We start from the raw sequence: 24,220 nt of genomic DNA, 5'->3' as shown, positions 1-24,220 counted from the left end.
GCTCTGGGGCTTAGAGGCACATGTCATAAGTCAAACCGACCAAGAAGGCAAAGAACGCCTTCGTGGTCGATTCGCCTTATGCCACCCGCCTCTGATCAAAGCCCCTCCGCTTTTCGGCCCGCAGGCGTAGCCGAGGAGGCTCACGGGTCACCCGCGGAAAGCGAAGCCTTGGACGGAAATCAACTGCGGTATTGAGAAGTGCTAAACATAAATTTTAAAATAAAGCGGGGGAAGAGTATGAGTACAGGTTCTACGAATGAGGTACAATTGGTGATCATAACAGGAATGAGCGGGGCCGGGAAAACAGTCGCCATTCAAAGCTTTGAAGATTTAGGTTTTTTCTGCGTAGATAATTTACCGCCGACTCTTCTGCCTAAATTTCTTGAACTGATGAAAGAGTCCGGCAATAAAATGAATAAGGTCGCGCTTGTAATGGATCTTCGCGGAAGGGAATTCTTTGATCATCTCTTCAAGGCCCTTGATGAATTAGCGGAAACGTCCTGGGTGACACCGCAGATTCTCTATCTGGATGCAGATGATTCTTCTCTTGTCAGACGTTACAAGGAAACGCGCCGTTCACATCCTCTTGCGCCTTCGGGACTCCCTCTTGAGGGAATCCGCCAGGAACGTGAACTGCTCGAAGAATTGAAAGGCCGCGCACAGTTGATTTATACCACATCAACAATGAAGCCGAGAGAACTGCGCGAAAAAATCCTCACAGAGTTCTCTGTGAACAAGAAATCGATTTTTACGGTGAATGTGATTTCATTCGGATTCAAGCATGGGATCCCGATCGATGCGGATCTCGTATTCGATGTGAGATTCCTGCCGAATCCTCACTATATCGATCATATGCGTCCGAAAACCGGGCTTGATGAAGAGGTTTCAACCTACGTGCTGAAATGGAATGAAACCCATAAATTCCTTGAGAAAGTAACCGATTTGCTTTCGTTCATGCTTCCTCATTATAAACGTGAAGGGAAGAGCCAGCTCGTGGTGGCCATCGGCTGTACAGGCGGGCAGCATCGCTCGGTTGCTTTAGCGGAACACATCGGCCATCATTTCCAAGGGGATTATCATACGAAAATCTCTCACCGCGATATCGAGAAGAGAAAGGCTGTTCAGACACCATGACAAAGCTGCCAAATGTTGTCGTCATCGGAGGGGGAACAGGTCTCCCTGTCCTCCTGCGCGGACTGAAGCGTCATCCGGTCGATATCTCGGCGATGGTGACAGTCGCGGATGACGGCGGAAGTTCAGGACGGCTGAGGAATTCGCTGGACATCCCTCCGCCCGGGGATATCCGGAATGTGCTGGCCGCACTATCAGAGGTGGAACCACTTGTGGAACAGATGTTTCAGCATCGTTTCGAAACAGAGAACGAGTTATCAGGGCATGCATTGGGAAACCTGATCATAGCCGCTCTTGCTTCGATTACGGGTGATTTTGTACATGCGATTCAGGAAATGAGCCGGGTCCTGAATGTAAAAGGCAAGGTCCTCCCTTCTGCGAATCAAAGCGTCATTTTAAATGCCGAGATGGAAGATGGCACGATCGTGACAGGGGAATCGACTATTCCGAAGGCAGGCAAAAAAATCGAGCGGGTCTTTTTAAAACCTGATAACATCAAGCCGCTCGCAGAAACGATTCGGGTCCTCAAAGAGGCCGATTTGATTGTCATGGGACCGGGCAGCCTTTATACAAGCATCATACCGAATCTCCTCGTACCGGGGATCGGTGAAGCTGTCTGCCAGTCTAAGGCCAAGAAACTGTATATTTGCAATATCATGACTCAGATGGGTGAAACCCTCGGGTACACGGCAAGTGATCACGTGGAGGCCCTGTATAAACACATGGATGCTTCCTGCATTGATGCGATCCTCGTCAATAACAAGCAGGTGCCTGATGATGTGCAAGCCCGTTATGATGAAGAACAGGCGAGTCCGGTACATTTTGATATGGATCGTTTGAATTCCATGGGACTAGAGGTTCTTGCCCATGATATTCTCTCATATAATAATGGACTGGTACGTCATAATACGGAAAAAGTAGCAAGAATCATTCATTCCTATATGGATTCATTCAATAAATGACAATAGAAAATTTCTGTTGTATTAGGTTGTGCAAGCGTTTGCTAGGAGGTGATGGGGATGTCGTTTGCGTCAGAAACAAAAAAAGAACTTACCAATATTGAAGTCAAAGATTGTTGTGCGAATGCTGAATTATCAGCGCTCATCCGGATGAATGGCTCACTCTCCTTCTCGAACCAGATGCTGGTTGTCAATATCCAGACGGAGAACGCCGCGATTGCCAGAAGGATCTATACATTGATTAAAAAGGGATACGACACCCCAGTGGAGCTTTTAGTGCGGAAGAAAATGCGTCTGAAAAAGAACAACGTCTACATCGTGCGGATAAAAGAAGATACGAAAAAAATCCTCGAGGACCTGAAGATCCTTGGCGAAGGATTTACGTTTATCCATAATATTTCAGAGGACCTCATCAAAAAGAAGTGCTGCAGGCGCTCCTATTTAAGAGGAGCTTTTCTGGCAGGGGGATCGGTGAACAACCCGGAAACCTCTTCCTACCATCTGGAGATTTTCTCCCTTTATGCCGAACACAACGAAGCGTTGTCGGAGTTAATGAACACCTTTGGATTGAACAGTAAGACGCTCGAGCGCAAAAAAGGATTCATTACTTATTTGAAAGAGGCTGAGAAAATTACCGAATTTCTCAATATCGTCGGGGCGCATAATTCCCTCCTTCGATTCGAGGATGTGCGGATTGTCAGGGATATGCGCAACTCAGTGAACCGCCTCGTCAATTGTGAGACGGCCAACTTGAATAAAACAATCGGTGCTGCCTTAAGGCAGGTCGAAAACATCAAATTTATCGAAAGGCACGTCGGTCTGCAGGTGCTTCCGGATAAATTGCGTGAAATAGCGGAACTGAGAGTGAACTATCAGGACGTCACGCTGAAGGAACTGGGGGAAATGGTATCAGGCGGTACCATAAGTAAATCCGGAATTAACCACCGCTTACGAAAGATCGATCAAATAGCTGAGAAAATCAGAGCCGGAGAGAGACTTAGCAAATAATAGAACAAAGGGGAGAAATGACAATGGTAGAAAAACAAGTCGAAGTAAAACTGAAAACGGGTCTTCAAGCGCGTCCTGCAGCTCTATTCGTTCAGGAAGCAAACCGCTTCTCATCCGAAATCTTCTTAGAAAAAGAAGGAAAGAAAGTGAATGCGAAAAGCATCATGGGCCTTATGAGCCTGGCAATAAGCACAGGTTCAGAAATTACATTGGTTGCTGATGGAAGCGACGAAGAAGAGGCGCTTGCTGCGCTTGAGAAGTTTGTTGGGAAAGAAGGATAAGATCGACTTCACACGATAAAAGCCGGCAGTCCGATAGGGCTGCCGGCTTTTTCTGTGCGTTCTTTTACCGTCTATATTTTAAAAAAACGGAGTAGAATAGATAAAATGATTCATCAAACTGACATTTTTAGGGGGGGAAGATCATGGAAGTGTCTGGTATTTTTTGTTACATTAAGGTTTTAGGGAAATTTGTGAATGACTGATGAGGAGTTGACTCACTCCGTTGCAGAAACCTTACTATAAAACCAATAAAGTCACTAGTATAGTAGTGAAAACTTTAGGATTGGTCACCACCCCGAAAGTACTCCAACAAAAAGGCAGAAGATGAGATATGGAAAAATACCAGAAGCATTTTTTAAATAACTTCAGAAAGAAATTAGAGGAATGGGAAGCGGGACCCGAAATTCCCCATACGGAACTTTATCGATTTGTCCATTCCCTGGCAGGAACCGCTCCAACCCTCGGCCTCGATCACATCGGAGGTCTTGCAAGGAAGCTGATGGATACGATGGATGAAGGGGATGACCGGATGCTCGCCATCCCTGAATGGAGAATCATGCTGTTTGACATCATAGAAGCGTATTATCATCTGGAGGAAGGAGAGGCAGACACCCAGTTTGGAAAGCGTGAAAGAAACGGGGAAAAGCCTGTTCTCCTGATGATCGATGATGATACGTCCTTTCTGATGTATATGAAAGAACAGCTTGAGAACATCGGATGGTATGTCGTAGCGATTGCCAATCCGGAAAAAGCCGTGATGTCCTTTTATGATGTGAGACCGGATTGCGCCATCATCGATATTTACATGGAGGAAACGGATGGGTTCGAGGTGCTGGATTTCTTTAAACAAAAGCTGAAGCAGCAGTTCATCCCGACCGTCATGGTCAGTGTCAATGACCGGAAAGATACCAGGATGAAGTGTTATGAACTGGGAGCGGATGATTTCATTCCTAAACCCTTTGATATCGATGAATTCATCGTCCGGGTAAAGAGGCAGATCGAGCGGAAGAAACAGATTGAAGAACTGATATTAATTGATGAATTGACCCATGTGTATAATCGCAGATACCTGACTCAAGCGTATGACCAAGTCAAGAGCATGTTGAACAGCAGGAGAGAACCTGCCTCCATAGCCGTACTTGATATTGATCATTTTAAAAAGGTGAATGATCAGTATGGCCATCTTGCAGGGGATAAAGTGTTGACGGAATTTGCCTCCTTTCTGCAAAAGAGAGTGAGGGTGCAGGACATTGTCGTCAGGTATGGCGGGGAAGAGTTTGTCATCATATTCCCTAACACCTCCGCTCAAGAGGCATATGGACTTCTCGAACGCTGCCGTAAGGAATTCGGCGAAATCACGTTTGGGGACAGCGGTACCTTCACCTGTACATTTTCTGCAGGTGTCTCCGAAATCACTGACCCGACCAAGTCGATGAATGAGTGGATCAGATTAGCCGATCAAGCTCTTTATGAGGCGAAAGAAAACGGAAGGAACAGGGTGGAACTCGATTTGGAATCCGCCGATATACACCATATAAAGACGATCAAGGTTGCAATCGTCGATGACGATCCAATCATCCGGACGGTCATGAGGGACATCGTTTCCAAGCTGCCGTCCGAGCAGAATGTTCAGTATGACATCCAAAGCTTTAAGGACGGAGCTTCTTTTATGGAATCTGATTGGCACATTGAATCCCTTTGCCTGGTGATCCTGGACGGGGTGATGCCTAAGATGGACGGACTTGAAGTTCTGGAGAGGCTCCGCAGCCGGGAAGATGCCGACCGCTATAAGGTCCTCATGCTGACTTCGCGCAGCAGTGAAAAAGATATTTCAAGATCTCTCCAATTGGGAGCGGATGATTATATGACAAAGCCATTTAAACTGCTTGAGCTGGAAGCGCGCCTGGCGCAAATCTTAAAGAGGATGGGGTAAAGAACGTGTTTACTAACGAGATTTTTTATTTCTCAGTCGTGCTGATCAGCTCACTGATCATTTTATTTTTGTTGTTCGGCTATCTCGTCATCACGAAGGTAATCGGGAATGACAGGCGGACAAAGGTGGAGCGGTATAAGGAAGAGTACCGGCTCCCTCTTTTCCAGTATTTGAATCATGAAGCCGGTGAAGAGGTTCTGAGCCTCCAATCACCGCTCGAATTAAAAGCGTTCATAGAATTGACGGCCGGCTTTGCAAAGGTACTTGGCGGTGACGAGATCAACGGGCGGATCAGGGTATTTGCGGAAACCCATTTCGGGTCCTATATCCAATCCTGTTTGACCCATCGGCGCTGGAGCATGAGAATGAACGCCCTCTATTGGATCGAGGAATTCGATATGAAAAATATGTTCAGAGAGCTGGACCAATTATATGAATCAAGAAAACTTACGAAGAGTGAAGAGATTCAGCTGCTTAAGATTTATATTCTGAATGAGGATGAAACGGTCATAAATAAATTGACCAGCCCGAGACATCCGTTGACTGAGTTTGATTACAGTCTGCTGTTTGCTTCCTTCAATGAGGAACAGCTCGACCGGTTCATCCGGATGTTTGATGAATTGACCGTAGAGATGAGGTATGCCCTGATCGATTCGATCGGCCTGCGGGGCAGGCAGGGGGACAGTCCGTTCCTTAAAAGGCTCCTCGGTGATCCTGCGGTGGAAAACCGTATCCGCGCCTTGAAAGCGATTGTGGAAATGGAGTATTTCCTTGCTCCTTCGTCACTGACGAAACATCTTCTGTCATCATCCTGGCAGGAGCGCCTGATGGCCATAAAAGCATGCGAATATATCAGGAGTCCTGAACTCCTCCCGTATCTTGAAGACCTTATGTCCGACCAGTCCTTTTATGTCCGGTCCCAGGCAGCTAAAAGCTTATTAAGGCTGGAAGCAGGCAGAGAGGTTCTAAAGCAGGTCGCTGCCGCCAATGAGGATCAATACGCAAGGAATATGGCGGAACAATGGCTGGAAAGGGGGTCGGTATGATGGATCTGACATTACAATGGGGAGAGGTCCTCATGGCCATCGGATGGATGGTCCTTGGCTATATGGTCCTCGTCATATCCTTTTATTCTCTTTTACTCTTGACCTCCTTCGTCCAATTAAGGAAGAGCTATCAGCTGGATGAACGGGAACCCTATGAGGAACTGCTGCAACTGCATCAGACCAAACCAGTATCGATCCTGGTGCCGGCCTATAATGAATCGGTCGGCATCATGGCCACCCTCCGGTCCCTGCTCAGTATCGAATATCCGGAATACGAGATCATCATCATCAATGACGGATCGACTGATGATTCCCTGGAGAAGCTCATCGAGTCTTTTCAACTCGTGAAAATAAAATGGGTCATCCGCCAGCAATTGAAGACGAAACAGGTGAAGGCTGTCTATCAATCTAAAATTTATAAGAATCTCCTTGTCGTCGATAAGGAAAACGGCGGGAAGGCAGACGCCTTGAATGCCGGCATCAACGTATCCAACTATCCTTATTTCTGTTCGATCGACGGTGATTCCGTCCTCGAAAGAACGGCATTCCTGAAGGTGATGAAGCCGATCATCGAGTCGGACGGCGAAGTCATTGCCTCAGGCGGGAGCATAAGGATCGCCAATGGATGCGAGATTGAAAGCGGTGAAATCGTCAAGGTCGGATTGTCGCGGTCACCGATCGTCGTCATGCAGGTGATCGAGTATTTGCGGGCCTTCCTGATGGGAAGGATCGGCCTGAGCCGGCATAACCTCCTCCTCATCGTTTCAGGGGCGTTCGGCGTTTTCTCGAAACGGTGGATCGTGGAAGCGGGGGGATACTCGCATACAGTCGGTGAGGATATGGAGCTCGTCGTACGGCTGCACCGCTATGTAAAAGAGCAGAAAGCAGATAAAAAAATCGTATATGTTCCGGATCCCGTCAGTTGGACGGAAGCTCCGGAATCATTAAAGTATCTGCGAAGGCAGCGCAGGAGATGGCACAGGGGACTGTTTGAAAGTCTCTGGATTCACCGCCGGCTCATTTTCAATCCGAGATACGGATCCATCGGCATGGTGTCGATTCCGTACTTTCTCATTATTGAATTCCTGGGACCCGTGGTGGAGCTGATGGGGTATTTGGTGATGATTCTGTCGATTTTTTTCGGAGGGGTCTACCTCGAATTTGCCATTCTATTATTCTTGCTGTCGGTACTCTACGGTTCTATCCTTTCGATGGCTTCCGTCCTCCTCGAGGAGTGGACTATCCGAAAGTATCCGAAGGCGTCCGATATCATTCGCCTGTTCTTCTATTCTTTGACGGAAACACTCTGGTACCGCCCATTGACTGTCCTGTGGCGCTGTGAAGGGATCCTTGACGTGCTGCGCAGAAAGACAGGTTGGGGAGAGATGGCCAGAAAAGGAGTATCAAAATGACAAAACTAAAACTCTATGGATTCCTGTTGTTCATTGCAGGAATCGTGCTCGTTATTTCCTCCCCATTCTGGCTCTGGCAGTTGAAGGATGATCGGGAACTCGACGTCCTGATTATCGATAAGACCGTGCCTGATAAGGATTACCGTGAACATAAGGGATTGATGTGGCTGCTCAATCAGCAGAAATATACGAAGGCTGACGGAAAGCCTTATAAGCTGGATGAAGATTACATCGGCTATGTCCCGGACGGTCAATCGACAAGAGGGATGCCTTCTTCCCTGGAACATTATGACGCTGTTTATGTGGCAGATACATACGGTGTGTACGAGGAAGACCTCAATAACGAAAATGTATCGGGGGAGCGTTCTTCCAAAGTGTACGGCGGTCTGACCGATGAAGATATGGACGCCCTGACGGACATGGCGGTGAATGACGGGAAGACGCTCATTGCAGAATTCAACTCGATGGCACACCCGACGACGGAAGAAACCAGGCAGTCCTTTTATTCGCTGTTCAATCTAGAATGGTCAGGATGGATCGGCCGCTACTTCCCTGAATTGGAGGGCAGTGAGGTCCCGGAATGGGTCCGTGGAAACTATAAGGAACAGTACGGGGAATCCTTTGCGTTCAACGGCCCCGGGTATGTCCTTGTCGACAAGAACGACAAGCTGGTCATCCTTGATCGTGATGACATCGGGGAAGAAGGCGTCGTCTTTTCCACGACTTCAGAAGGTGAAAAACAGCTCGGGCAAAAATTGAACGTCCCGTACTCCTACTGGTTCGATATCGTCAATCCGGTCGAAGGGGGAGATGTGCTGGCCAAGTATACCTTGTCCCTTTCGGAAAAAGGGAAGCAAACGCTGAAAGCCCTGAATCTTCCCGGAACGTTCCCTGCGGTCGTTCACGGAACGAATCAGGTGTACGACACCTATTATTTCAGCGGCGATTTTGCCGACCATCCGGATGTCCCGAATCTCTATCAAACGGCCGGACTTCAAACATGGAGAAAGTGGACGGAAGAGAGGGATCCGGATAACTTGTCTGCTTTCTACTGGAGGGCATACGTCCCGATGATGACAAGCATCTTTGAAAAGATCGAGAACGAAAAAGACCGGGTCCCGCCTGAAAAAGTGGAAATTAGATTGGAAAATGATATAAAGATGGCCGGTAAAGCAGGCTCCGACTACATCCAGGTCAATGAAGACGGAAAATGGGAAGACCTCCTCATAAAAGGAGTAAATATGGGAATCGCAAAGCCCGGTTCATTCCCGGGTGAGACGGCCATCACGAAAGGGGAATATTTGAGGTGGTTCAAGCAGATCGGGGCCATGAACGCCAATGCCCTGCGTGTCTATACGATCCATCCGCCTGCTTTCTATGAAGCTTTTTACGAATACAATCAGATGGCAGAAGAGCCCCTTTATCTGTTCCACGGTGTATGGGTGAACGAGGAAATTTTCCTGGAGACCAATGATTCCTTCGCTAAGAAGAATACGGACGAATTCCGCGCTGAAATGAAGCGCACGATCGATCTCGTGCACGGGAATGCCGAGCTTCCCAAAAGAAAAGGGCACGCATCTGGTGTGTATGACAAGGATATCTCCCCCTATGTGCTTGGCTGGATCTTCGGGGTGGAGTGGGATCCCGGCGTCGTCATGGAGACAAACGAAAAGCACACAGGTCTTGAAGACTTCAAGGGGGAATATTTGACGACGGATAAGGCGGAGCCGTTCGAAATTTGGCTGGCAGGGATGATGAACGAAGGGATTTCGTATGAAACGGAGACGTACAAGTGGCAGCGCCCCGTCAGCTTCACAAACTGGGTGACGACAGACCTGCTTAACCATCCAAGTGAGCCATCCGAAACGGAAGATATGGTTTCGGTGGACCCGAACGTGATGAAGGGAACCGGCAGCTTGCACACAGGCTTATTTGCCTCTTATCATATTTACCCTTACTATCCGGACTTCCTGAATTATGAGCCCGAATACGTCAACTACGTCGATCACCGCGGCGAGAAGAATAACTACGCCGGCTACCTGAATGATATGAAAAAAGCCCACTCGATGCCGCTCTTGGTGGCGGAATTCGGTGTCCCGGGCTCCCGCGGCCTCACGCACCGAAACGTCTATGGATGGGATCAGGGCCATCATTCTGAAAAGGAACAGGGAGAGATCAACAGCCGTCTGTTCGAGGATATTGTGGAAGAAGGCGCGGCCGGCGGACTCGTCTTTGCCTGGCAGGATGAATGGTTCAAGCGGACCTGGAACACGATGGACTACGATAACCCCGACAGACGTCCATACTGGTCGAATGCCCAGACGAATGAGCAGCAGTTCGGGCTATTGAGTTTCGATCCCGGACCGGATGGGGCAACGATGATCAAAGTGGACGGCCGTCCGGAAGACTGGGAGCTGAACGGGATCCAGCCTGCGTTTTCAAATAGCGGCCGTGCCATGTATGTATCCAGTGATGAACGCTATCTCTATTTGAGGGTGGATACGGAGCGCATTACGAAAGAAACTGATACCTGCGTTCTATTTGATACCCTTGACGGCCAGGGGATGTCTTCCCTTCCAGGGGCTTCCGGAGTGAAGACATCCGGTGTGGATTTTGCCCTGCATATCCAAGGCGGGAAAAAAGCCCGTCTGCTTGTGGACAGCTATTATGATACGTTTCATTATCATTACGGCGAAGTCCTGGGTATGATCCCGCGCGAGACATATGCGGATCAGAAGGACAACGGAACCTATCACGGGATCAGACTTACGCTGAACAAGGAGCTGAAGATAGGCGGAAAGGTGCTTCCGTTTGATTCCTATGAAACTGGGAGTTTCAAATTCGGTACGGCCAACCCTGAAGACCCGGACTATGATTCTCTCACGGATATCAGTATCAGCCCTTCAAAGGGCCGGTATGAAATCCGGATCCCGTGGCAGCTCCTGAATATAAAGGATCCGAGCCAGAAAGAAGCGATGGGGGATTTCTGGAAAAATGGGCTGGAGGCAGGACAAACGATTGACGGCATCAACATAGGGCTGTATGAATCGGATGGAAGCTCGGTATTCTCTTATCCGGAATTACAATCAAACAACCTGGAACATTCCGGGTTTTATCATTACTCTTGGGAAACATGGAACGAGCCGACTTATCATGAGAGGCTGAAACAGTCCTATTTTGAAATGAAGAAGGCTTTCGAAAAAGGGGAGGAATAAATGGTGGCCAAAATTTTAGTGGCAGAAGATGAAGAAGTTCTGAGAATGCTGGTGGTTGATACACTGGAGGACGAGGGGCATGAACTCCATGAAGCAGCGGACGGCCGCGAAGCCGTCGCAAGTATCATGGAACATGATTATGACTTGATCCTCCTCGATTATATGATGCCTTTATATACAGGGCTTGAAGTCATCGGAAAGGTAAGGAACACACCGGAGAAAAAAGACGTGAAAATCATGATGGTGTCGGCCAAAAGCCAGCAGGCGGATAAAGAACGGGTATTGAAATCCGGTGCCGACTACTTCATTGCGAAACCATATAGCCCGATGGAACTGGTTCAGCGGATCGAGGATATTTTGAATGAAGAGAATTAGCGGTTATTTCCAAACAAGTCTGCGCAATCAATTCATCGGCGTGATGAGCAGCTTCATCCTGATTTTCCTGATCGGGGCTGCGTGCTTATTTCTCTACAATCAATACATCACCGATGAATATCAAGTGGAACGCGAAAAACTCAATGAAAAAGAAGCAGTGGCTGAGCAGTTGGACAGGGCCATCAACAAAGCCTTCTTTGATGCCCGCGGTTACGTTGCATTCGGGAGGCGGGAGCTGAAAGAAAGCATCTACCGGCAGGAGATCGTGATCGAGGATACAATCGAGAAATTCAGGACGCTTGCGATCAAAGCGGATGATCAATCGTTCATCAAGGATGTAGAAGAATTTTCTGCTTACTATTTTCAACAAATCGTCGCGAATGCCATAGCAAATTACGACAACGGGAACATCGAAGCGGTAAGGAAAGCATCTGCAGACGGCGGAACCGCCACGGTCGACACATTCCAAAACCAGATGAATGACTATAAGGATTCAATAGAGCAAAAGAGTGATGAGGCCTATGAAGAGGTGAAACGGAAGGAATCCCTCAGCCAGGGAGCATTTGTCCTATTCATCTTCCTAATGCTGCTGGTGTTGATGAGAATCATGAGGATGCTTGCAAGACAAATCGGCACCCCGCTCAATCAGGTAGCAACGGCAGCCGAGCAGATTGCCGAGAATGAAACGTACCAGCGATGGTCGTTTGAAAACAATCGGAAAGATGAAATCGGGAAGGTCTCGCGGGCATTTGAAAAAATGATCCATCGGATTCAATTGAAGGAAGAAGATTTGCTTGCCCAGAATGAGGAGCTGGTCGCCCAGCAGGATGAACTTGAATCACAGCAGTCGAAGCTTGAGTATCTGCTTACGGTTGCCAAACTTCGCGAGCAGCAGCTCGAGCGGCGCAATGAATTCATCAACGGGATTTCCCGTTCACTCAACAAGCAGGAAGTGCTTGATAGTATCGTAGACACAATGTGCGGGGTCATGGACGCCTCGCGCGGCATGATTGTCCTCCTGGACGAGAGGAAGTCACGTGCATCATGCGGGATATCTGAAACGGGAGTGGAGCAGTTTGTAAACTATATGTATAACGGACTGCACCAGCGTTTATTCCAGCAGAAGGAGCCTTTTTCGGTTAAACGTGAGCTTATAGAGGCAGAGAAGGGCTATCACCTTGAAACGATGTATTCCTATGATCTTTTCATCCCGATTTTATCACTGAGTAAAGAAGTCGAAGCCATCATGGTATTCAGCCGCTTCGGTCATGATTTCAACTCGGAGGAACTCAAAGAATACAGAAGTCTCAGCAAACAGGTTTCCATTTCCCTTCAAAAAATCCACCTGTTTGAAGAGTCGGAAAAAGACCGTCATATGAACCAGGATATCCTGAATAACATCCAGGAGGGCATCCAGCTTGTCGATAATGACGGGAACAGCATGCTGATGAATACGAAATTATCGAAAATCATCAAAGGCGAGCTGTGCGCCCTGCAGCAGGCTCCGTATCCGGTGTGGAAACAGGTACTTTTAAGTCAGGTGGACAATGAAAAAGGGCTGAATCGTTATTATGAAATGGTCATTGAAGGTGAAAAAGCCGGCAGGCATCTCCATACGTACCATCTCCGTGATAACAGGAACGTCTATCAGGTATATTCGGAGTCCCTGTTCCGCGGTGATGAGAAAGTCGGGACCATCTTCGTCCACAGGGATATCACGAAGGAATTCGAAGTCGATCAGATGAAATCGGAATTCGTCTCGACCGTCAGCCACGAACTGCGCACACCGCTGTCGAGTGTACTCGGTTTCACCGAATTGATGCTGACGAAAGACTTGAAACCGGAAAGAACGAAGAAGTACCTCACAACCATCTATCAGGAAGCCAAACGATTAACATCCCTCATTAATGATTTTCTTGATGTCCAGCGGATGGAGTCCGGCAGGCAGACCTTTGATAAACGGTATGAAGACATCATCCCGATCATCCAGCATGTCATCAATACTCAAAAAGTCAATGCGCCCCATCATACATTCACGATTGAGAAAGATACGGATTGTACGATGGTTCTCGGTGATAAAGATAAATTATCACAGGCGTTTACGAATTTGATCAGCAATGCGATTAAATATTCACCCGACGGCGGAACCATCACCGCACGGGTTTATGAAAAACAGGATATGGTGTTCATCAATATCATCGATGAAGGACTCGGCATCCCAGATGACGCCTTTCCTAAGCTGTTCACAAAATTCTACCGTGTCGACAATTCAGAGCGCAGAAGAATCGGCGGTACGGGACTCGGCTTGACGATCGTGAAGGAGATTATCGAAAATCATGACGGCAGTATCAGGGTCGCTTCTGAAATCGGGAAGGGAAGTACGTTTACGGTCTGTCTCCCGATGGTCACCCTCCAGACCTTTAAAGAGGAAGAAACCAGCGGGGACGGCATGACGATCACGGTCATAGAAGATGATATCAATCTAGCATCGCTACTGACCACAGAGCTTTCCGGCAGTGGGTTTCAGGTCCAGCACGCGAAATCAGGAGAAGCCGCGATTGAAAAAATCAACCGGCATACACCGGATGCGGTCGTCCTCGATATCATGCTCGAAGGAACCATGTCGGGATGGGACGTCCTCGAAACCCTTAAGGCAAATGAAAAACTGTGTGACATCCCGATCATCATCTCATCCGCACTGGATGAAAAAGAAAAAGGCATCACACTAGGGGCGGTGGATTATCTCGTGAAACCCTACCATCCTAGTGAACTATCCAAGACCATTCTGCATCTGCTTCTGAAAAACGGGAGGAATGGGGAAGTACTGATACCTTTAAAAGAGGAATAAAATGAAGGCCCGTCCACCTATGCAGTAACGCGCAGAGGGACGGGCATTTTTTTATTCAGGAGTAAGGGCGTTTGTGGTTGTTAAGAGCGATTTTTAGTTTGATAGTAGTGGTTTTTCCGGGAGTTTATCGCTTTTGAAGGTGGTTGATTGTTGAATGTGGGGAGTGTTTGGGAACATGGTTTTGTGAGAAAAATAGAAGAGATATGTTGTGAGGAGACCGGTTTAAGAGCGAAGTGTATCGGATAAGAGCGAAATATTTCATATAAGTGCGAACTATTGATTTTATGTGCGAAATCTGGAATATATGTGCGGGCTGGTGATTATCCGACAGTAATAGACAATTTTCGCATACCATCACTGGTACCTCATCTCCAAACCAAAATAAAAACCCCGCCGGCCAAAGCCGACGGGGCAGACTCTCCAATAAGAGTATTATTTATTGTTCATTTCGTTACGAGTGATGATGCGATCGATCAATCCATATTCAAGCGCGCGTTCAGCAGTCATGAAGTTGTCACGGTCTGTATCTTTCGAGATTACTTCAAGAGGCTGGCCGGTGCGGTCTGCCAGGATCTGGTTCAGTTTTTCGCGAAGGAATAGAATGCGCTTCGCAGCGATTTCGATTTCCGTCGCCTGACCTTGAGCTCCGCCAAGAGGCTGGTGAATCATCACTTCTGCGTTTGGAAGTGCAAGACGTTTGCCTTTAGCACCTGCAGCAAGAAGGAATGCACCCATTGAAGCAGCCATACCGATACAGATCGTTTGTACATCAGGCTTTATGTACTGGATAGTATCGTAGATCGCCATTCCGGCCGTGATGCTTCCGCCAGGGGAGTTGATGTAGATCGAGATATCTTTCTCAGGGTTTTCAGACTCCAAGAAAAGAAGTTGTGCTACAATAGAGTTCGCCACATTATCGTCGATGCCGCTTCCGAGCATGATGACACGGTCTTTCAAAAGACGTGAATAAATGTCGTAAGCACGTTCACCGCGGTTTGTTTGTTCAATAACTGTAGGAATTAAGTTCATCCTTCGTTCCTCCTTAGATACGCATTTTCTTTTTATTAAATACATATTCACTTTGTACTGTAATCATACACTGTTGGTCAATAAAGGTCAAACCTAACGCATCAGTGATTCTTACACTATGTAATCCTTTCTACATCATACCCATTCATTCCTTTTTTAAACAGAGAAAACGTATTGCATTCCTGAAAAAAGTACCTTATAATATACTTTTGTACGATAGTTTTCAATTACCTTATACATGCCCTCGTGGTGCAACGGATAGCACGTAAGATTCCGGTTCTTAAAATGGGGGTTCGATTCCCTCCGAGGGCGTACCAAGATGCCGCTGCGTTTATATAACGCGGCGGTATTTTTTTGGCTCCACCTTTATCACCGCTGTTGATTTCCGTGCAGGACTTCGCTTTCCGCGGGTGACCCGTGAGCCTCCTCGGCAAGCCTGCGGGGTCTCACATTGGCCACTTCTCCCGCAGGAGTCTTCGTCCTGCACTCCAATCAACAGCTGGAAACGTCCCCACAATAAAAATTAGTTTTTTTGTACCAACATTCTAAAGAAAGATAAGGATTTAGGGTTAAATCTCCCCTTTTTGCACTTTATTACTTTCCCTCCGAAAATATGAATTCAACATAAATACACAGAGTGGATTGGAGCGGAAGGCACTTGACTCCGGCGGGAAATAGAGGAAAAGTTGAGACCTCGCATACGGAACGTCGAGGAGGCTCAACTTCCTCCCCGCGGAAAGCAAGTGCCTGCAGCGGAAAGGAACGGTCTAAATACTTACTGAAAGATTTATAAAGGTATCTTCCCCAAACGATATTCATAGAATTCTATAAAGCAACTTGTCTTCCAAACAATTCCCATTAACGAAACCCCTATTTTCATGTAAAATGGAGGGAGGAGGTTAGAAGGATGAATTTGAACACAGGATTATGGCAAAAGCAGCAAATGAAGATTCAAATGACACAACAGCTTTCGCAGGCCATCACCATCCTCCAATATTCCACGATGGAACTGAATGCTTTCCTTGAATCGAAAGCATTGGAGAATCCCCTCATACAATTAGAAGACCCCGTAATGGACATTCCCGATCAAGGAGAGTCTTATCAATATAAAGGTAAAGAAGCAAACGATTTCACAGAGTATCTGTCAGTATCGAAGAAAACGATAGAGGACCATCTTTTTCTTCAATTAGATTTGAAATCGCTTTCTAAATTTGATTTAAAGGTCATGAAGGATCTGATGTACTGCTTGGATGAAAACGGATATTTGCAAATCGAGACGGAAGACTTCCTGTCACGGAACGATTTGCAAATGCCTCAACTGGAATACTATATTAATAGTCTGCAGGAATTAGAACCAGCCGGAATTGGAGCGCGTTCCCTCCAGGAGTGTATTTCTCTCCAATTAAGGCGCAAGCATTCCTCGGAGCTTGCCTTAAAGATAGTGGAAGAGCATTTCGATGATTTTGCCGCGAAAAAGTGGAAAGGAATCACGAAGGAATTGAATGTCGATTTAAAGGATATCCAAAAAGCCGCCGATCTCATCCAGCAATGTCACCCTCGCCCGGGCGCTATTTACAACGATGGCCCCGCTCACTATATCGCTCCTGAGTTAGTGGTCAAAATAATGGACGAAAAGGAAGTATCGGTCTCGTTGTTTGACGGCACTACTGTCAAAGTGATTTATAATGATGAGTACAAGGATTTTCTTGAACATCATCCGGATAAGGAAGTCGGGAGCTACCTGCGGGAAAAAGACCAGGAATTCCAGTGGCTGCTTCAAAGTTTGCAGCAGCGCAAGCAGACGATTTTAAAAGTGGGGAAATTGATTGTTGAGAAGCAGAGGTCGTTTTTCCTTGAAGGACCAGCCGGTTTGCAGCCACTGACGCTAAAAGAAGTAGCGGAAGAAGCAGGAGTCCATGAATCAACGATCAGCCGTGCTGTAAAGGGGAAGTATATGCAGACACCGTATGGCATTTTTGAAATGAAGTATTTCTTCAGTGCTGCAATCAAATCCGTCCATTCAGAAGACGGTGGAGCCGCTTCTTCCACGTCGATAAAAAATGAAATACAACGCCTTGTGGATGAAGAAGACAAGAAAAAACCACTATCTGATCAGAAAATCGTCAATATGTTAATAGATAAAGGATACGATGTCTCGCGCAGAACCATCGCAAAATACCGCGATCAGCTCGGCATTTCTTCTTCTACTATGAGGAAGCGATATGAGTAGAATAGGCTAGCGAGGAGAGGATGGACAATGTCGCTATTTGCGGACGATTTTTGTAAAATGCGGACAAATTGGTGAAATTACAGTCATTTTTTCTTAAATACGGACGAAAACTATTATTTGCCGGCAATTTTACAAAAACCGACAAATTTCGCCGGCCTGGTTGTATGCCTATACCATTTCGACCGTACCAACATATATAATAGTATCAGCTGTACCTGGTACAAACAGCCTGGGATGTACCAGGTACAAAGCATTCAATTTGTACCAGGTACACAAAACCTGATTTGTACCAGGTACAACCCTTATAATCTATCCAACAACATAACCACTCAACGGAGGACCACCCAATGAACCCAGTCATTTTCTACACCAGAAACCAATGCCACCTATGCACCGACGCAAAACTCAACCTGAAACTCGTGCAGGACGAGTTGAAATTCGACATCATCGAAAAGGATATCGACCAAAGTGATGAGCTGACGGAACGTTTCGGGTTGATGATTCCGGTGGTGGAATACGACGGTGAAATCATCCAGTACGGGCAAATTGACTATTTTACACTCAGTAAACGTTTACATGAAAAAACTCAGTAGTTTCTAGTTGAAATGCGATTTCCATACTGATAAAATGAACGTTGAAAGCAGGGATGAATTTTTTTTGGAGGTAGTGGGACATAATATGTCTATGCGGGACTTTTTTAGTCCAGTGTAATTCCGCGCTATGTGATAAGCGTTGTTTAAACGTCGAAGACTGGTGGAACTACATTTGCAAGAGACAGTCACTCACTTCCATGTAAGGAGCTTTTACCGATGGAATCCATTATTGATATACAAAAGCGATTATTACCCGACCTGCTTGAAGTTATGCAAAAAAGGCATCAGATTCTCCGTTCGATTCAATTCTTACAGCCGGTCGGCCGCAGGAGTCTCGCGCAGAACCTCGGACTGACGGAACGGGTGCTGAGAAGTGAAGTGGAGTTCCTGAAGAATCAGGATCTCATCTCGATCAAAACATCCGGGATGATCATGACCGAAGACGGCATGAAGCTATTGGATAAGATTGAAGACATGATGAGAGAGATCTCGGGACTCAACGAAATGGAGAAAAGATTACAGTCTTTACTCAATCTTAATGAAATTGTCATCGTTCCGGGGAATAGTGATGAGTCTCCTTGGGTAAAAGAAGAATTGGGGCGTGCGTCAGCTTTTAGTATGAAACAGCGCCTTGAGGGGAATAATATCATCGCTGTGACTGGCGGTTCGACCATGGCGGCTGTCGCAGAAATGCTGACACCCGACTTTTCCGGATCCGATACCTTGTTTGTTCCTGCGCGGGGTGGAATCGGGGAAGATGTGAAGAATCAGGCCAACACGATCTGCGCGAAGATGGCAGAGCATACAGGGATGCGGCACCGTGTTTTGTATGTCCCCGATCAGGTTAGTAAAGAAGTTTACAAGTCCTTTTTAAAGGAACCGATGATTAAAGAGGTCTTAAATTTAATTCAATCAGCAAACATGGTTCTTCATGGAATTGGAGATGCTATTACAATGGCAGAAAGGCGCAAGACGCCGCCGGCTGATTTTGAAAAAATCACTGCAGGTAACGCGGTCGGCGAAGCATTCGGCTATTATTTCGATGAGTCGGGGGAAGTGGTACATAAAGTGCCGACCATCGGGCTCCAGCTTGAAGACCTGAAAGACATCAACCATGTATTTGCCGTTGCTGGCGGCAGCTCGAAGGCGAAAGCGATTCGGGCGTATCTGAAACGGGCTCCCTCTTCAACGATCCTGATCACCGATGAAGGAGCAGCAAGAGAGCTTTTAAAAGGCTGAGGCCTTTTGAAATACAAAATAATCATCCTTACAATCACTAAAGGAGGAAATAGTATTATGGCAACTAAAATTGGTATTAACGGATTTGGACGTATCGGACGTAACGTTTTCCGTGCGGCACTTAAAAACGATAACGTAGAGGTAGTGGCAGTTAACGATTTAACTGATGCAAACATGCTTGCTCATCTTTTACAATATGATACAGTTCACGGAACTCTTACAGAGAAAGTAACTGTTGACGGTGACACTCTTGTTATCGGCGATAAAAAAGTAAAAGTATTAGCTGAGCGCGACCCTGCTCAACTTGGCTGGGGAGACCTTGGTGTAGAAGTAGTAGTAGAGTCTACCGGCCGTTTCACAAAGCGTGCTGACGCTGCGAAACACCTTGAAGCTGGTGCGAAGAAAGTCATCATCTCTGCTCCTGCATCAGATGAAGACATCACAGTTGTTATGGGTGTTAACGAAGACAAGTACGATGCAGAGAACCACAACGTTATCTCTAACGCATCTTGTACGACAAACTGCTTAGCGCCATTCGCGAAAGTTCTTAACGATAAGTTCGGAATCAAGCGTGGAATGATGACAACAATCCATTCTTACACAAATGATCAGCAAATCCTTGATCTTCCGCATAAAGACTACCGTCGTGCTCGTGCGGCAGCTGAAAACATCATCCCTACAACTACGGGTGCTGCAAAAGCTGTATCACTAGTGCTGCCTGAATTAAAAGGTAAACTGAACGGTGGAGCAGTACGTGTTCCAACTCCAAACGTTTCTCTTGTTGATTTAGTTGCAGAACTTGACAAGAACGTAACGGCTGAAGAAGTTAATGCGGCATTCAAAGAAGCTGCTGATGGCGATCTTAAAGGAGTTCTTGCTTACAGCGAAGAGCCATTAGTATCAACTGACTACAACGGAAGCCCGGCTTCTTCAACAATCGATGCACTATCAACTATGGTAATGGAAGACAACATGGTAAAAGTAATCTCTTGGTATGACAACGAGAGCGGATACTCTAACCGTGTGGTTGACCTTGTTGATTACATCGCTTCAAAAGGTCTTTAATCCGTCATTAACGTAAATTGACATTATCAGCTCGGTGAGGATGGATAAATTCTGTCCCACCATCTATAATGGAAAGGGATGAAGGGGAGCGGGGAAGATTCCCCACTCCCTTTTCTCATTCTATTACTGAAATTTCTCTTCAATCTGTAGAGAATACTAAAGGAGGCCTTTTACGAATGAATAAGAAATCAATTAAAGATGTTGATGTAAAAGGGAAACGCGTATTTTGCCGAGTGGACTTCAACGTACCGATGTCGGAAGGCAAAATCACTGATGAAACCCGTATCCAAGCTGCACTTCCAACAATCAAGTATTTAGTAGAAGGCGGCGCGAAAGTCATCCTGGCGAGTCACTTGGGACGTCCTAAGGGTGAAGTAGTAGAAGAACTTCGTTTGACTCCGGTAGCAGAAAGACTTTCCGAGATACTTGGCAAGAATGTTGCGAAGGCAGACGAAGCGTATGGTGAAAACGTACAATCGAAGATCAGCGAAATGGCTGACGGTGATGTACTCGTTCTTGAAAACGTGCGATTCTATGCAGGTGAAACAAAGAATGACCCAGAATTAGCGAAAGAATTCGCGGCACTGGCAGACCTTTACGTAAACGATGCATTCGGTGCAGCCCACCGTGCGCATGCTTCAACCGAGGGAGTGGCAAAACATCTTCCGTCTGTAGCGGGACTTCTTATGGAAAAAGAGCTTGAAGTACTTGGTAAAGCACTTTTAACTCCGGAACGTCCATTCACGGCAATTATCGGCGGAGCGAAAGTGAAAGATAAAATCGGTGTCATCGATAACTTATTAGACAAGGTGGACAACCTGATCATCGGAGGCGGACTTGCTTACACATTCGTGAAAGCACAGGGCCACGAGGTTGGGAAATCCCTTTTAGAAGAAGATAAAATTGATCTTGCAAAGCAATTCATGAAAAAAGCTGAAGAAAAAGGCGTTAACTTCCTTATGCCTGTCGATGTAGTCGTTGCTGATGACTTCTCAAACGACGCAAATACGAAAGAAGTAGATATCGAATCTATTCCATCTGATTGGGAAGCACTTGATATCGGTCCTAAGACAAGAGAATTATTCCAGGCGACAATCAAGGATTCTAAGCTTGTTATCTGGAACGGACCTATGGGTGTATTCGAATTGGACACATTTGCAAACGGAACGAAAGCCGTGGCGGAGGCGTTAGCCGATGCAGCAGATACATACTCTGTTATCGGCGGCGGTGACTCTGCAGCAGCTGTCGAAAAGTTTGGCTATGCTGACAAGATGAGTCATATTTCTACAGGCGGAGGCGCATCCCTTGAGTTCATGGAAGGGAAAGAGCTTCCAGGTGTTACAGCCCTAAACGACAAGTAATTCAGCATAATAAACACGATAAAAGAAAGGATGAGCAGTATGCGTAAGCCGATCATTGCAGGTAACTGGAAAATGCACAAAACTGCATCAGAAGCAAAGACTTTTACAGAAGAAGTAAAAGGATTAGTGCCTGACACAGACAAAGTGGATTCTGTCATCTGTGCCCCAGCCCTATTTTTAGAAAACCTGGTTGAACAAACAAAAGAGAGCAAGGTTGCAATCGGAGCTCAAAATATGCACTTCGAAGAAAGCGGAGCCTTCACTGGCGAAGTAAGTCCAGTGGCACTAGCTGACATCGGCGTAGAATATGTGATCATCGGTCACTCCGAGCGCCGTGAAATGTTCAATGAAACAGATGATTCTGTCAATAAGAAGACGTTAGCTGCATTCAAACACAACCTGACTCCAATCGTGTGTGTCGGTGAAACATTGGAACAGCGTGAAAACAACGAAACGAAAGATCTAGTGGGAGCCCAAGTGAAACAAGCACTTACAGGTCTTACAGAAGATCAAGTGAAGCAAACAGTGATTGCTTATGAACCAATCTGGGCAATCGGCACAGGTAAATCTTCCACTGCGGAAGATGCCAACGAAGTTTGCGCTCACATCCGTCAAGTTGTGGCAAGTGAATTCTCACAAAGTACTGCCGACTCTGTACGCGTACAATACGGCGGAAGCGTGAAACCGAACAACATCAAGGAATACATGGCTCAATCTGATATCGATGGTGCTCTGGTAGGCGGCGCAAGCTTGGAACCTCAATCGTTCCTGCAACTACTGGAGGCAGGTTCACATGAGTAAGTCACCAACAGCTTTAATCATCTTAGATGGTTTTGCATGCCGTGATACAAAAGAGGGGAACGCTGTTGCACAGGCGAACAAGCCAAACTTTGACCGCCTTTGGAACAAGTACCCGCATAACCAATTAACAGCCAGCGGAGAAGCGGTGGGGCTGCCTGAAGGACAAATGGGCAACTCCGAAGTGGGCCACCTGAATATCGGTGCCGGCCGTATCGTCTACCAAAGTCTCACGCGTGTAAACTTGGCGATCCGCGAAGGTGAATTCGAAACGAATGCAACCTTCCTTGATGCCGTCAATCATGTGAAAAAGAAAGGGACAGACCTTCATATCTTTGGTCTTCTTTCAGACGGAGGGGTTCACAGCCACATTGAACACCTATACGCACTCCTTGGCTTAGCGGCACAAGAAGGCGTAGAAAATGTTTATGTGCATGCGTTCCTTGATGGACGCGACGTCGGTCCGCAGACAGCACCAAAATACATTGAAGAAGCAGAAGCGAAGATGAAGGAAATCGGAGTCGGTCAATTTGCCACGATTTCCGGACGCTACTATTCAATGGATCGCGACAAGCGCTGGGAGCGTGTAGAAAAGTCTTATCGTGCGATGGTGTACGGTGAAGGACCTGATTACACAGATCCAATGCAGCTCATCAACGATTCGTATGAAAAAGGGATCCATGACGAGTTCGTCCTTCCTTCTGTCATCACGAAAGAAAATGGTGAACCGGTAGGAACGATCAAGGACGAAGATGCCGTTATTTTCTATAACTTCCGTCCCGACCGCGCCATCCAGATTTCAAATACATTCACGAACGAGGATTTCCGTTATTTCGTCCGCGGTGAAAAGCATCCGAAGAACATTCACTTCGTGTGCCTGACAAAGTTCAGTGAGACGGTTGACGGCTTCGTTGCCTTCAAGCCGACAAACCTGGATAACACGCTTGGTGAAGTACTGTCTCAAAACGGCTTGAAGCAGCTCCGCATTGCCGAAACGGAAAAATATCCTCACGTCACGTTCTTCATGAGCGGCGGCCGTGAGAATGAATTCCCAGGGGAAAAACGGATCCTGATTGATTCTCCTAAAGTGGCAACATACGACCTGCAGCCTGAAATGAGTGCGTATGAGGTTACGGAAGCATTACTTGCCGAGATCGAAGCAGATCAGCAGGATGCAATCATCCTAAATTTCGCAAACCCTGACATGGTCGGACACTCAGGCATGCTCGAACCAACGATCAAAGCAATCGAAACAGTTGATGAGTGCCTTGGCAGAATCATCGACCTCATCGAGAAAAAAGGCGGCACTGCCATCATCACAGCCGACCACGGCAACGCTGATGAAGTGCTCACTGAAGCAGGCACACCGATGACCGCCCACACAACGAACCCGGTTCCAGTCATCGTAACAAAAGAAGGAATCGAACTTCGTGACGGCGGCATCCTCGGAGACCTGGCACCGACAATGCTTGAACTTCTGAACGTGGATCAGCCGAAAGAAATGACGGGGAAATCATTGATTAAAAAATAAATTGCAGAAACAGTACTTTGTAGGGGTTAGTGGGTTCATACCCAGAGTTGATTGGAGCGGAAGGCACTCGACTCCTGCGGGATATGCGGGACAGGTGAGACCCCGCAGGCGCAATGCGCCGAGGAGGCTCACCGCCCGCCCCGCGGAAAGCGAGTGCCTGCAGCGG

At 46.9% G+C, this 24,220-nt stretch carries 18 protein-coding genes and 1 tRNA gene; 18 read left to right on the top strand and 1 reads right to left on the bottom strand.

The annotated features are described in order from the left end of the window. The first annotated feature begins 237 nt into the window (after positions 1 to 237). From rapZ to AAEO50_RS15585, 10 genes are all read left to right on the top strand, one after another. Positions 238 to 1,134 (top strand): RNase adapter RapZ, encoded by an 897-nt coding sequence (rapZ, locus tag AAEO50_RS15630; RefSeq protein WP_341985231.1) that lies wholly within the window; start codon positions 238 to 240, stop codon positions 1,132 to 1,134. Beyond that, positions 1,131 to 2,093 carry a YvcK family protein gene (locus AAEO50_RS15625; RefSeq protein WP_341985229.1) on the top strand — a complete coding sequence of 321 codons (963 nt, stop codon included), beginning with the start codon at positions 1,131 to 1,133 and terminating at the stop codon, positions 2,091 to 2,093. Before rapZ ends, AAEO50_RS15625 begins: the two co-directional genes overlap by 4 nt. A gap of 57 nt (positions 2,094 to 2,150) precedes the next feature. Further along, entirely contained in the window at positions 2,151 to 3,098 is a 948-nt protein-coding gene (gene whiA / locus AAEO50_RS15620; protein WP_341985227.1) for a DNA-binding protein WhiA, read from the top strand. A 23-nt stretch (positions 3,099 to 3,121) separates the two neighbouring features. Continuing rightward, positions 3,122 to 3,379: an HPr family phosphocarrier protein gene (locus tag AAEO50_RS15615; RefSeq protein WP_341985226.1), complete on the top strand. Its 258-nt coding sequence runs from the start codon at positions 3,122 to 3,124 to the stop codon at positions 3,377 to 3,379. Between the two features lie 331 nt (positions 3,380 to 3,710). Next, positions 3,711 to 5,312, top strand: a complete 1,602-nt coding sequence (locus tag AAEO50_RS15610) for a diguanylate cyclase (protein ID WP_341985225.1) — start codon at positions 3,711 to 3,713, stop codon at positions 5,310 to 5,312. Between the two features lie 5 nt (positions 5,313 to 5,317). Then, positions 5,318 to 6,358: a HEAT repeat domain-containing protein gene (locus AAEO50_RS15605; protein WP_341985222.1), complete on the top strand. Its 1,041-nt coding sequence runs from the start codon at positions 5,318 to 5,320 to the stop codon at positions 6,356 to 6,358. A gap of 32 nt (positions 6,359 to 6,390) precedes the next feature. After that, the gene (locus AAEO50_RS15600) at positions 6,391 to 7,770 is read left to right on the top strand and encodes a glycosyltransferase family 2 protein (protein WP_425383208.1); all 1,380 of its coding nucleotides are present in this window, start codon (positions 6,391 to 6,393) and stop codon (positions 7,768 to 7,770) included. Then, positions 7,767 to 10,985 (top strand): hypothetical protein, encoded by a 3,219-nt coding sequence (locus AAEO50_RS15595; RefSeq protein WP_341985218.1) that lies wholly within the window; start codon positions 7,767 to 7,769, stop codon positions 10,983 to 10,985. The genes AAEO50_RS15600 and AAEO50_RS15595 overlap by 4 nt, the downstream gene beginning before the upstream one ends. 3 nt (positions 10,986 to 10,988) lie before the next feature. Next, the gene (locus AAEO50_RS15590; protein WP_341985217.1) at positions 10,989 to 11,360 is read left to right on the top strand and encodes a response regulator; all 372 of its coding nucleotides are present in this window, start codon (positions 10,989 to 10,991) and stop codon (positions 11,358 to 11,360) included. Further along, the gene (locus AAEO50_RS15585; RefSeq protein ID WP_341985216.1) at positions 11,347 to 14,208 is read left to right on the top strand and encodes an ATP-binding protein; all 2,862 of its coding nucleotides are present in this window, start codon (positions 11,347 to 11,349) and stop codon (positions 14,206 to 14,208) included. The genes AAEO50_RS15590 and AAEO50_RS15585 overlap by 14 nt, the downstream gene beginning before the upstream one ends. A gap of 432 nt (positions 14,209 to 14,640) precedes the next feature. On the opposite strand, the gene clpP is transcribed toward AAEO50_RS15585, so the two are convergent. After that, positions 14,641 to 15,282: an ATP-dependent Clp endopeptidase proteolytic subunit ClpP gene (clpP, locus tag AAEO50_RS15580; protein ID WP_341985215.1), complete on the bottom strand. Its 642-nt coding sequence runs from the start codon at positions 15,280 to 15,282 to the stop codon at positions 14,641 to 14,643. Between the two features lie 195 nt (positions 15,283 to 15,477). Here clpP and AAEO50_RS15575 point away from each other — a divergent pair. The 8 genes from AAEO50_RS15575 to gpmI all read left to right on the top strand — a co-directional run bounded on the left by AAEO50_RS15575 (position 15,478) and on the right by gpmI (position 24,054). Continuing rightward, positions 15,478 to 15,549, top strand: a tRNA-Arg gene (locus tag AAEO50_RS15575). A 595-nt stretch (positions 15,550 to 16,144) separates the two neighbouring features. Next, positions 16,145 to 17,467 carry an RNA polymerase factor sigma-54 gene (rpoN, locus tag AAEO50_RS15570; RefSeq protein WP_341985214.1) on the top strand — a complete coding sequence of 441 codons (1,323 nt, stop codon included), beginning with the start codon at positions 16,145 to 16,147 and terminating at the stop codon, positions 17,465 to 17,467. Positions 17,468 to 17,814: 347 nt separating this feature from the next. After that, entirely contained in the window at positions 17,815 to 18,060 is a 246-nt protein-coding gene (locus tag AAEO50_RS15565) for a glutaredoxin family protein (RefSeq protein ID WP_341985213.1), read from the top strand. 216 nt (positions 18,061 to 18,276) lie between these two features. Next, on the top strand, positions 18,277 to 19,299 hold the full coding sequence (locus tag AAEO50_RS15560) for a sugar-binding transcriptional regulator (RefSeq protein ID WP_341985211.1): 1,023 nt from the start codon (positions 18,277 to 18,279) through the stop codon (positions 19,297 to 19,299). Between the two features lie 57 nt (positions 19,300 to 19,356). After that, positions 19,357 to 20,364 (top strand): type I glyceraldehyde-3-phosphate dehydrogenase, encoded by a 1,008-nt coding sequence (gene gap / locus AAEO50_RS15555; RefSeq protein ID WP_341985210.1) that lies wholly within the window; start codon positions 19,357 to 19,359, stop codon positions 20,362 to 20,364. A gap of 176 nt (positions 20,365 to 20,540) precedes the next feature. Then, on the top strand, positions 20,541 to 21,725 hold the full coding sequence (locus tag AAEO50_RS15550; protein WP_341985209.1) for a phosphoglycerate kinase: 1,185 nt from the start codon (positions 20,541 to 20,543) through the stop codon (positions 21,723 to 21,725). A 39-nt stretch (positions 21,726 to 21,764) separates the two neighbouring features. Next, positions 21,765 to 22,526, top strand: a complete 762-nt coding sequence (gene tpiA, locus AAEO50_RS15545; RefSeq protein WP_341985208.1) for a triose-phosphate isomerase — start codon at positions 21,765 to 21,767, stop codon at positions 22,524 to 22,526. Beyond that, positions 22,519 to 24,054 carry a 2,3-bisphosphoglycerate-independent phosphoglycerate mutase gene (gene gpmI, locus AAEO50_RS15540; RefSeq protein WP_341985207.1) on the top strand — a complete coding sequence of 512 codons (1,536 nt, stop codon included), beginning with the start codon at positions 22,519 to 22,521 and terminating at the stop codon, positions 24,052 to 24,054. The genes tpiA and gpmI overlap by 8 nt, the downstream gene beginning before the upstream one ends. Positions 24,055 to 24,220: the final 166 nt, after the last annotated feature.

Source organism: Rossellomorea oryzaecorticis (assembly GCF_038405515.1).
Lineage (GTDB): Bacteria > Bacillota > Bacilli > Bacillales > Bacillaceae_B > Rossellomorea > Rossellomorea oryzaecorticis_A.
This window is presented reverse-complemented; position numbering and strand designations above follow the sequence as displayed.